Genomic DNA, 9,762 nt, shown 5'->3' with positions numbered 1-9,762 from the left:
CATGGTGGCAGCCCGGACGTTTTCCGTCCGCTCCCGCCGCGTGCCGGCCTGGGTCGGCCTCCTGGCGCTCCTGGAAGACTTCGTCCTCACCTGGGACCCGCCGCACCGTGTCGCCCGCGCATCAGCCGGAGCTTCGGCCGGCGGCCGGGGCGGCGCCTCGACCGGCGCACCGAAGCGCCCCGGCGACCCCGTCTATTCCCGCTCGGATGGCGCTGCACCGCCCCCGGCTGCACCTCGCGGAAGAACCTCGACGACCATCACGTCGTCTACCGCTCCCGGCGTGGCGGCAACGCGCTCGACAATCGCACCTGCCTGTGCCGCTTCCACCACAAGCGGGGCGAGCACGGCGAGCTGGCGTCCTGCCGCGGCAAGGCGCCGCTCGGCATCCTGTGGAGGCTCGGGAAGAAGGACCTCGGGGTCTGGTACCGCAACGAGCGGCGGGTCGGTCCGCCGGCTCCCGGAACTACGGCCGGGTCGCACTCGAACCACGTGGGATCCAAGTGAACAGTGGCGGGGGATCCGGGGCGAGGAGCCTGGCCGTGTACCCCGACAGTCTTCTAGTAGGCGATCCGCACCGTCGCGCCCCCCGGCGCCGGCAACACCTGCCAGGTGGTCCGGGAAGGGGCGGGCGGGGTCGCGGGATGGCGCGCCGCGATCCCCTTGCCGATCGCCAGTCCGAGCCCGGCACCCGAGATGACGTCCGATGCCCAGTGCCGATCCTGCTCGATCGTCGACAGCCCGACGAGCGCCGCAAGCGGATAGGCGACCCATGCCGCCCCGCGCCCGTGGCGATCGGCCAGGACGGCGGCGATGGCGAAGGATCGCGCCGTGTGGCCCGACGGGAAGATCGTGTCCCCCGCGAAGAACCGCCCCTCCCCCGATCCCCCGCCCGGCGGCTCCCGGCCGAAGGCTGCCTTGGTCACGCTGGTCATGATCGCCGCCCAGAGGTACGACTCGAAGGCGGTCGCGGCCGTCGAGACGGCGCGCGCGTCTCCGGTGCCGCGGCCGATGAGGTAGAGAGTCCCCAGCGCCGCCACCTCGACCTCATGCCGGCCGAGAGGCTCGAGCTTCGTGGAGACGCGGCGTGTCGTCCTCCCGTCGGCTTCGAGGACCTCCGCGCGGATCGCCTCGTCCCGGTGGATCGCCAAGGCGGTCGCGGTCGTGACACCGGCCGTGAGCCAGATCCCTTTCGCACGGGGGCGGGCAGGGAAGGTCAGGAGGTACCGCCCGTCGGAGGCAAACGTACGGAGGGCTTCGCGGACGCTCCGGCGCGGCGGGAGGGACCTCCCGGCGACCGGTTCTTCATCATCGGCGGTCTTATCGTCTTCGGCCGCATCGTCATCGGCCGCGACAGCCCCGGCGTTCGCAACAGCGCCGGCGGCCGCTGCGGCGCCCGCGGCCTGAAATGCGAGAACCCCGGCCAGGCTCAGCGCGAGCGAGAAGCGCACGGAGCGGCCCTACGATCCGGGACGCCCGGACGCGCCCTCAGGAGGGGAATCGAGCTCGGCGGCGGTCAGAGTCACTCCCGCAAACACGTGCGCGTCGTTCCAGGCGAAGCGGCCGCGGAGCACGCGGATGGGGGGCTCGGCGGCGGCGCCCGCGGGACCGCGCGCCCGGAGCACGCGCGCGGTGAACGAGCCGGCGGCCGGGTCGGGATCAACTTCCACGTCGTGGAAATCGAGGTGCATCCGCGCCAGGGGGTAGAAGCACTTGTACGTCCCTTCCTTGGCGCAGAAGACGACCATCGCCCAGAGCCCGAACGGGAGATTGGGCAGGCGCGCCAGGCGATCGCGTTCGGCCTCGGTGCAGATCATCGCCGCCACCCTGTCCTGGAGCGGCCGGGCGCGCTCGACGTCCAGCCCGAGCCCGGCGATGGCCCCGTGCCGGGCCACCGCCACGCCGCAGAAGTCGGCGCAGTGAGACAGGCTGCCGACGACCCCCGCGGGCCACAGGGGGGATCGATCGGGCCCCGAGCGCAGCGGGAAATCGGCGATTCCGAGGGCCTCCAGGGCGGCGCGGGCGCAGGCGCGGCCGGCGGCGAACTCCCGGCGCCTTTTGGCCACGGCCCGCGGCGACAGGCAGGCCTCCTCCTCCGGCAGGAGCGGAGCCGACCACATCGCGGGCGTCGCCTCGAGTGTGGTCACCCCCGCGGGGAAGAGCGTCTCAATCATCCCGGTCGTATTTCGTCGGCGCCGAAGTACGGCTGGAGCGCCTTCGGGATGGCGATCGATCCGTCCTTGCGCTGGCCGTTCTCCAGGAGCGCGACCACGGTCCGGCCGACCGCGAGGCCGGAGCCGTTCAGGCTGTGGGCGTATTCCGACTTCCCCCCCTGGGCCCGCCGGAAGCGGATGCCGGCCCGGCGCGCCTGATAGTCGCCGCAGTTGGAGCAGGAGGAGATCTCACGGTACGCGTCGAACGACGGCAGCCAGACCTCGATGTCGTAGGTCTTCATCGACGGGAAGCCCATGTCCCCCGTGCACAGCGCGACGACGCGGTACGGCAGCTCGAGGCGCTGCAGGACGGTCTCGGCATCCTTCGTCAGGCGCTCCAGCGCCTCCATCGAGTCCTCGGGCCGCGTGAGCTTCACCAGCTCGACCTTGTTGAACTGGTGCTGGCGGATCAGCCCCTTGACGTCCTTGCCGTACGAGCCGGCCTCGCTGCGGAAGCAGGGGGTGTAGGCGGTGTAGGAGATCGGCAGCCGCGCGCCGTCCAGGAACTCCTCGCGGTGCAGGTTCGTGAGGGGCACCTCGGCGGTCGGGATCAGCCAGTAGCCCGCCTTCTCGACCCGGAACAGGTCGTCGGCGAATTTTGGCAGGTTGCCGGTGCCGACCATGGCGGCGGTGTTGACCATGAACGGCGGCAGGACCTCGGTGTAGCCGTGCTCGCGCGTGTGCAGGTCGAGCATGAAGTTGATCAGGGCGCGCTCGAGCCGCGCGCCCGCACCCATGTAGACGGCGAACCGCGCCCCGGCGATCTTCGCCGCCCTCTCGAAATCGAGGATGCCGAGCGCCGTCCCCAGGTCCCAGTGCGCCAGCGGCGGGAAGTCGAACGCGGGCGGCCGGCCCCAGCGCCGCACCTCGACGTTCTCCGCCGACGAGTGCCCCACCGGCACGCTGGCGTGCGGCACGTTCGGCACGGCCAGGAGCCACGCCTCGAGCGCGGCCTCGCTTTCGGCGACCGCGGCGTCCAGCTCCTTGATCCGATCGCCCACGGCGCGCATCTCCTCGATCAGGGAGGTGGCGTCCTTCCGGTCCTTCTTGAGGGCGGCGATCCTCTCGGAGACCTGGTTGCGGGAGGCCTTGAGCTGCTCGACTTCGCGCAGGGACGCACGGCGTTTCTCGTCGAGGCGCTTGAATTCCGCGGGATCGATCCCGGCGCCGCGATCGCGAAGGGCCTTCCCCAGAACGTCGAGATGGTCGCGGACCCAGGCCATTTCGAGCATGGCGGCGAGTCTAATGTATGATGCGAGCGCATGGCAAGGACGCGCCGCGCCGACTACCAGCGAAGCAATCGCATCCGCACGCTGTCACTCGACGACCCGGAGGCGGCCGCCGTCGCCGCCTCCCGCCTGCTGCGCTCGCGCGACGCGCCCGGTCGCCAGCGCCTCGGTCGAGACCTTCTCGCTGTGCTCGCGGCGCAGACGGGCACGGGCGTCCCGGAGCTGGTGGTGCCGGACGAGCACCAGCCGCACCGGCGCAGCGGCGGCCGCATCGTCTATAGCCTGCAGGGGGACTATCGTCGGCGGGCCCCCTCTCCCGTCGATCCGGCGGTGGCGCGCGGCGGCCGTCCCCTGGGGCGCATCCGCGTCCCCAACCGGACGCCGGCACGCGGCGACGTCGTCCGCCCGACGGCCTTCCTCAACACGCTGCTGCACGAGTTCTGCCACCATCACGACGCCGAACGGCTCGGCATCCTGCACTCGTTCCACACCTCGGGCTTCCATGCCCGGCTGCGCCACCTGCGCGATCAGATCGAGGCCGGCCGGGGGGATGGCCTGGATGAAACGCCCGCCGTCGATCCCCGCCGCGCCGGGCGCGCGCCCGATCCGGTTCGCCCCGGCCGCTCCCTGGGCGCGACGGCGTCGCCAGCCGGCACGCCGGCGCCGCCAGCCGGCACGCCGGCCGCCGTCCGGGCGCTCCCGCTGCTCGAACGGCTGTGGTCTATAATCCTCGCCCGATGAAATCTCCCGCACCCATCCGCAAGGCGGTCTTTCCCGCCGCGGGGCTGGGCACCCGCTTCCTCCCCGCGACCAAGGCGCAGCCCAAGGAGATGCTGCCCCTGGTGGACAAGCCGATCATCCAGTACGTGGTCGAGGAGGCGGTGGCGTCCGGGATCGAGTCGATCATCATCGTCACCGGCCGCGGCAAGACCGCCATCGAGAACCATTTCGACGTCGCCTACGAGCTGGAGCAGCTCCTGGAGCGTCGCTCCAAGCTCGACCTCCTGAAGGAGGTCCGGTCGATCTCCGACATGATCAGCGTGTCGTACGTCCGGCAGAAGGAGCCGCTCGGCCTGGGGCACGCCATCCTGATGGCCCGGGATCTCGTGGGGGACGAGCCGTTCGCCGTCTTCCTCGGGGACGACATCATCCACTCCGGCGTCCCGGTGATGCGGCAGCTGATCGACGTCTACATGAAGCACCGCTCGCCGGTCATCGCCGTCGAGCGCGTCAGCCGCGACCGCACCGCCGACTACGGGATCGTCGCGACGCGCCCCGCCGGCGATCGCCTCTACAAGGTGACCGACCTGGTGGAGAAGCCGGCTCCGGAGGAGGCCCCCTCCGATCTGGCGATCATCGGGCGCTACATCCTGACGCCCAATCTCTTCGGCCATCTCGAGAAGACCGCAGCCGGGCGCGGCGGGGAGATCCAGCTCACCGACGGCCTGCGCTCTCTGCTGCGCCGCCAGGCGATCTACGCCTGGCGCTTCACCGGCAAGCGCTACGACACCGGCGACAAGCTCGGCTTCCTGCGCGCGACGGTCGAGTTCGCCCTGCGCCGCCCCGATCTGGGCGCCGCGTTCCGCGACTATCTCGCGTCGCTCGATCTGGACGGCGATCTGCACCGCCCGCCCGGGGCGACGCGGCGCGCCGGGCAGCCTCGAAGGATCCGGCGGAAGACATCGCGGTGACCCGGCGCAAGGCGAGGCCCAGGAGGCGCCGCGGCGGCGCCGCGAAGGACCGGCGCCAGGGCGCGGCGCAGCTGGGCGCCCACCCCGAACGACGCAGCCTCACCCCCGCGCGCCGGGTCGATCTCAGGCGGCGCGCCGGCGCCCCGCCCCGCCACCCCGCGGTGGTCCTCCCCCCGGTCGTCAACATGTTCGCGAGACCCGATCCCTCCTCCCCCGTCGTCAGCCAGGCGACGCTCGGCGCGACGGTCACCCTCCTCGACGAGGCGCGCGGCTTCGGGCTGGTGGAGACGCCCGACCAGTACCGTGGCTGGATCCGTTCGGTCGCATTGCGGGAGGCGCCGGCGCGAGCGGTCGCCTACCCCGCGCCCGATCGCGCCTTCGTGGTCCGGAACTTCATGTGTCAGATCTACCGCGAGCGGGACGTCACCTCCGCATCCCCCCTGAGCGCGGCGCCGCTCCTGTCGCTGCTGGAGGTGACGGACGAGGCCCCGGACTGGATGCGGGTCCTCCTGCCCGACGGCCGCAGGGGCTGGGCGCAGCGTGGCGACCTCCTGCCCGCCGGTGAGACCGTGGCCGACCGCGAGGATCTCGCCTCGACTGCGCTGAGATTTCTCGGCATCCCCTACCTGTGGGGCGGGACCACACCGTTCGGCCTCGACTGCTCCGGACTCGTCCAGATCGTCTACCGGGTGCACGGCCACCTGCTGCCGCGCGACGCCGATCTGCAGTACGCTCACCCGGAGCTCGCGCCAGCCCGCCGGGACGCCCTTCGACGCGGCGACCTCGTCTTCTTCGGCCCCGAGGAGCGCGCCATCACGCACGTCGGGATCGCCCTCGAAGCGGGCGGTTTCGTGAGCGCCACGACGTACCGATCCCCCGTCGTGCGGATCGATCACCTGGAGGACGAGTACTGGAAGGGGCTCTATCGGGGCGCGCGCCGGCTTGCGGGCGCGAGATAGGGGCGCTGCCGGGTCCCCGGTCGGGCCGGACGGCGTGCCTACTCTTTCTTCGTGGATTTCTTGTCGGTCTTGTCCGTCTTCGCCGCCGCCGGACTCGAGTCCTTCTCGTCCTTCTTCTTTTTCTCGGACTCGCCGTGGTCGGGAAGCGACGTGCTCGATCCCTTGCGCTGATAATCGTTGATATAGAACCCCGCCCCCTTGAACTGGATGGCCGGCGAGGAGAGGAGCTTCTTGACCCGGTTCTTGCCGCACGCGGGGCATTTCCGGACGATCGGATCGCTGAAGCGCTGGATCCGCTCGAACCGGTGATGGCAGGCGCTGCACTCGTACTCATAGAGCGGCACGGAGATCCCCCCGCTGCGTTCGGGCCCGGCGGCGCCATTCCCCCGCGCCGTGGGGCACGATTATAGCCGCTCCCCCGCGATCGCCGCACCGCCGCGCTCCCGCCTGCTGCAGGCGTGCGCGTATAATCGCCCGTCATGGACACCATCCGCATTCAGGGACCCTGCCGCCTGGCGGGGCGGGTGCGCGCCAGCGGCGCCAAGAACGCCGTGCTGCCGGAGATGGCCGCGACGCTCCTGGTGGACGGTCCGGTCGTCCTGCGCAACGTCCCCGTGGTGCGCGACGTGCAGACCATGATCAAGGTGCTCCGCCCGCTCGGTGCCGGTGCGGCCGGGCTCGACGGGGACACGCTGCGCGTCCAGGGGGGGACGGGCGGCGAGGCGCAGGCGCCGTACGACCTCGTGCGGACGATGCGCGCCTCGATCCTCGTCCTCGGTCCCCTCCTGGCGCGCCTCGGGCGGGCGAGAGTGTCGCTGCCGGGCGGGTGCGCCATCGGCGCCCGCCCGATCGACTACCACATCGAAGCGCTGCGACGGATGGGCGCGACCGTCTCGGTCGAGCACGGCGACGTGGTGGCGACCTGCCCGAGGCTGAAGGGGGCCGAGATCGTCTTCGAGGATCGCACCGTCACCGGCACCGAGAACCTCATGATGGCCGCCTGCCTGGCCGAGGGGCGCACGGTCCTGAAGAACTGCGCCCAGGAGCCCGAGGTCGGCGATCTGGCGCGCTTCCTCAACGCCTGCGGAGCCCGGATCGAGGGGGCGGGAACCGGCCGGATCGTGATCGACGGCGTCCCGGAGCTCCACGGGACGGAGCATCGCGTCATTCCGGACCGGATCGAGGCCGGGACGTTCCTGATGGCGGCGGCCGCCACGCGCAGCGGCGTCACCGTCGAGCAGTGCGAGCCGGCGCACCTCGAATCGGTCCTCGACAAGCTCAGGGAGTGCGGCGTCGGGCTCCAGGTGCACGGCGATTCGATCGCGGTCGCGCCGGACGGCCCGCTGCGCGCCGCCAACGTCACCACCCGTCCGTACCCGGACTTCCCGACCGACCTGCAGGCGCAGTTCATGGTGGTGATGACCCGGGCCGAGGGGGTGTCGATCGTCACCGAGACCGTCTTCGAAAACCGTTTCATGCACGTCGGCGAGCTGCGGCGCATGGGGGCGCGCATCGTGGTCGACGGGCAGACCGCCATCGTGGCCGGACCGTCCCCCCTGTCGGGGGCGCCGGTCATGGCGAGCGACCTGCGCGCCTCGGCGTGTCTCATCCTGGCCGGCCTGGCCGCGGAGGGGGAGACCGTCATCCACCGCGCCTACCACATCGACCGCGGCTACGAGAAGGTGGAGACCAAGTTCCAGGCGCTCGGCGCCCGGATCGAGAGGATCAGCTAGCCGGGCCCGAATCCGGCCCGAGGGGGATCAGGATGGCCGACTGTCTCTTCTGCAGGATCGCGCGCAAGGACATCCCGTCGAAGATCGTCTACGAGGACGACCAGATCATGGCCTTCGAGGACATCAACCCGCAGGCCCCGGAGCACACCCTGGTGGTCCCGAAGAAGCATCTTGCGACCTTCAACGACGTCGGGGCCGGAGACGAGCCGCTCCTCGGCCACATGCTGGTCGCGGCCGCCCGCATCGCGAAGGAGAAGGGGCTGCACGAGAAGGGCTACCGCCTGGTGGGAAACTGCCTCGAGAGCGCCGGGCAATCGGTGTTCCACATCCACGTCCACCTGCTCGGCGGCCGCCGCTTCAGCTGGCCCCCCGGATGAACGGCGGGGCCGGCCAGGCACGCACGTTTCACCGCTCGGCGGGGGCGCGCGCGATCAGCAGCACCTGCGCCCTGCTGTTCGTCGCCGGGGCCGTCTCGACCGGCGCGACGGGGGGTGTCACGCCGGCCTTCTTCGTCCTGGCGGGGCTGTCGCTCATGAGCCTCGCGAGCCTCCTGGGCGCCTGGGCCGACCGCTACACCCTAGGCGAGGCGGGGATCGAGTACCGCAACCTCATTCTGGCCCGCCTCGGCGCGCGGCCCCGCCTCATCTCCTGGAGCGACGTCGTGGGCGTGCGCGAGCACCGGGGTCTGCGCTTCGGCCGCCTCGAGCCGCACGCCAGCGCCCTGTTTCTCGCGCTGCGCTCGGGCCGCCGGCTGGTCCTGGACTCCCTCGCCGATTTCGAGGACGTGCGGGGCGCCGTGCAGCATTACGCCGCCGCGGCACGATCGGATCGGTAGCCCGCCCGCTCTCGGCCGCCCTCCCGATCTCAGTAGCCCGCGTGCTTGTCGACTTCGTTGATCAAGTCCTCGCCGGCGACGTAGCGCTTCAGGTTGTTCAAGAAGAGGTCGGCCGAGCGGGCCATGTACATCGGGTGGGTGCCGGCGATGTGGGGGGTCATGACGACCTGGGGCAGGCTCCACAGAGGGCTCCTCGGCGCCAGCGGCTCGCCGGCGAAGACGTCGAGACCGGCCCCCGCGATCCATCCCTCGCGGAGCGCGCGCACGAGGGCCGATTCCTGCACCAGCTCGCCGCGGCCGATGTTCACCAGGAGGGCCGAGTGCTTCATGCGCCTGAGCTGCCGCTCGCCCATCAGGCCGCGCGTCGCCCGGGTCAGCGGCAGGGCCAGGACCACGACGTCGCTCTCGCGGAGCAGGACGTCCTCCCGGCCCGCGACGAGCAGGCGGTCGACGAAGTCGGGGGCCGCCCGCGCCGTCCGCACCACCCCCCAGACCCGCATGCCCAGGGCGCGCGCGCGCACGGCCAGCTCCCGGCCGATGTCCCCCAGCCCGAGGATGCCCAGGAGCTTGCCGTGCAGCTCGTCGAGCGGCGGCTTGCGTCCGTAGAGATCCTGCTGCGCCCAGCGTTTCTCCTCCTGCGCGCGCACCGCGTCCGCGATGCCGCGCGACATCGCCAGGATGAGCCCGAGCGTGTGCTCCGCCACCGCGATCGAGTTCACGCCCCTCGACGAGGTCACGCGGATTGGGCTCTTCACCAGCTCCGGATTGAGGACGCGGTCCACCCCGGCCAGCGGCGTGTGCAGCCAGCGAAGGGCGCCCGCCTTGTCCACGTGCCGGCGCGCCAGCCCCCAGGCGAACAGGACCTCCGCGCCCGGGAGCCCGCGCAAAAACGCCCCCTCTTCCATCGGGATTTCGAGATCGAATGACTTCGCGGCCCGGCGCCGGATCGTCTCAAGGTATCCCTCGGGCAGCCTCCAGATCGCCTGGCGGTGCGGCAGGTAGACGACGAGTCTGCGCTGTCGTGCGGCCACGTCACCCCTCGTGCCCGGAGGATCTGCGCATCACGGGACTCCGGCAGCAAGCGGCGCCCATTCTAAGCGATCCC

At 71.6% G+C, this 9,762-nt stretch carries 12 protein-coding genes; 7 read left to right on the top strand and 5 right to left on the bottom strand.

From position 1 onward, the window contains the following. On the top strand, nt 1–504 hold a 504-nt coding region (locus VGV60_14355), incomplete at its 5' end, for an HNH endonuclease signature motif containing protein (protein HEV8702452.1). 53 nt (nt 505–557) lie between these two features. Here the strand turns inward: VGV60_14355 and VGV60_14350 are convergent. From VGV60_14350 to serS, 3 genes are read right to left on the bottom strand one after another with little or no spacing between them, the layout of a single operon-like run. Further along, nucleotides 558–1,448 (bottom strand): phosphatase PAP2 family protein, encoded by an 891-nt coding sequence (locus VGV60_14350; GenBank protein ID HEV8702451.1) that lies wholly within the window; start codon nt 1,446–1,448, stop codon nt 558–560. Between the two features lie 9 nt (nt 1,449–1,457). Further along, nucleotides 1,458–2,171: a 4'-phosphopantetheinyl transferase superfamily protein gene (locus VGV60_14345; GenBank protein HEV8702450.1), complete on the bottom strand. Its 714-nt coding sequence runs from the start codon at nt 2,169–2,171 to the stop codon at nt 1,458–1,460. Further along, nucleotides 2,168–3,442 carry a serine--tRNA ligase gene (gene serS, locus VGV60_14340; GenBank protein ID HEV8702449.1) on the bottom strand — a complete coding sequence of 425 codons (1,275 nt, stop codon included), beginning with the start codon at nt 3,440–3,442 and terminating at the stop codon, nt 2,168–2,170. The genes VGV60_14345 and serS overlap by 4 nt, the downstream gene beginning before the upstream one ends. Nucleotides 3,443–3,472: 30 nt before the next feature. Between serS and VGV60_14335 the strand changes: the two genes are divergently transcribed. Genes VGV60_14335 through VGV60_14325 form a run of 3 tightly spaced genes read left to right on the top strand, consistent with a single transcriptional unit; the run spans nt 3,473 to nt 6,089 of the window. Next, complete coding sequence (locus VGV60_14335; protein ID HEV8702448.1) at nt 3,473–4,180, top strand: hypothetical protein; 708 nt, start codon at nt 3,473–3,475, stop codon at nt 4,178–4,180. Beyond that, complete coding sequence (gene galU / locus VGV60_14330; protein HEV8702447.1) at nt 4,177–5,130, top strand: UTP--glucose-1-phosphate uridylyltransferase GalU; 954 nt, start codon at nt 4,177–4,179, stop codon at nt 5,128–5,130. The genes VGV60_14335 and galU overlap by 4 nt, the downstream gene beginning before the upstream one ends. Next, entirely contained in the window at nt 5,127–6,089 is a 963-nt protein-coding gene (locus tag VGV60_14325; GenBank protein ID HEV8702446.1) for an SH3 domain-containing C40 family peptidase, read from the top strand. Before galU ends, VGV60_14325 begins: the two co-directional genes overlap by 4 nt. 38 nt (nt 6,090–6,127) lie before the next feature. Here the strand turns inward: VGV60_14325 and VGV60_14320 are convergent, their stop codons facing one another. Beyond that, nucleotides 6,128–6,433, bottom strand: coding sequence for a zinc ribbon domain-containing protein (locus VGV60_14320; protein HEV8702445.1), 306 nt, complete (start codon nt 6,431–6,433; stop codon nt 6,128–6,130). Nucleotides 6,434–6,568: 135 nt separating this feature from the next. On the opposite strand from VGV60_14320, the gene murA reads away from it, so the two are divergent. From murA to VGV60_14305, 3 genes are read left to right on the top strand one after another with little or no spacing between them, the layout of a single operon-like run. Then, complete coding sequence (murA, locus tag VGV60_14315) at nt 6,569–7,822, top strand: UDP-N-acetylglucosamine 1-carboxyvinyltransferase (protein HEV8702444.1); 1,254 nt, start codon at nt 6,569–6,571, stop codon at nt 7,820–7,822. A gap of 32 nt (nt 7,823–7,854) precedes the next feature. Next, nucleotides 7,855–8,199 carry a histidine triad nucleotide-binding protein gene (locus VGV60_14310; protein HEV8702443.1) on the top strand — a complete coding sequence of 115 codons (345 nt, stop codon included), beginning with the start codon at nt 7,855–7,857 and terminating at the stop codon, nt 8,197–8,199. Then, nucleotides 8,196–8,657 (top strand): hypothetical protein, encoded by a 462-nt coding sequence (locus VGV60_14305; GenBank protein ID HEV8702442.1) that lies wholly within the window; start codon nt 8,196–8,198, stop codon nt 8,655–8,657. Before VGV60_14310 ends, VGV60_14305 begins: the two co-directional genes overlap by 4 nt. Before the next feature lie 29 nt (nt 8,658–8,686). On the opposite strand, the gene VGV60_14300 is transcribed toward VGV60_14305, so the two are convergent. Then, a complete protein-coding gene (locus VGV60_14300; GenBank protein HEV8702441.1) occupies nt 8,687–9,688 on the bottom strand; it encodes a D-2-hydroxyacid dehydrogenase in 1,002 nt (333 codons plus the stop codon). Between the last annotated feature and the right edge of the window lie 74 nt (nt 9,689–9,762).

It is taken from the genome of Candidatus Polarisedimenticolia bacterium, assembly GCA_036001465.1.
Classification (GTDB): Bacteria; Acidobacteriota; Polarisedimenticolia; order Gp22-AA2; family Gp22-AA2; genus Gp22-AA3.
This window is presented reverse-complemented; position numbering and strand designations above follow the sequence as displayed.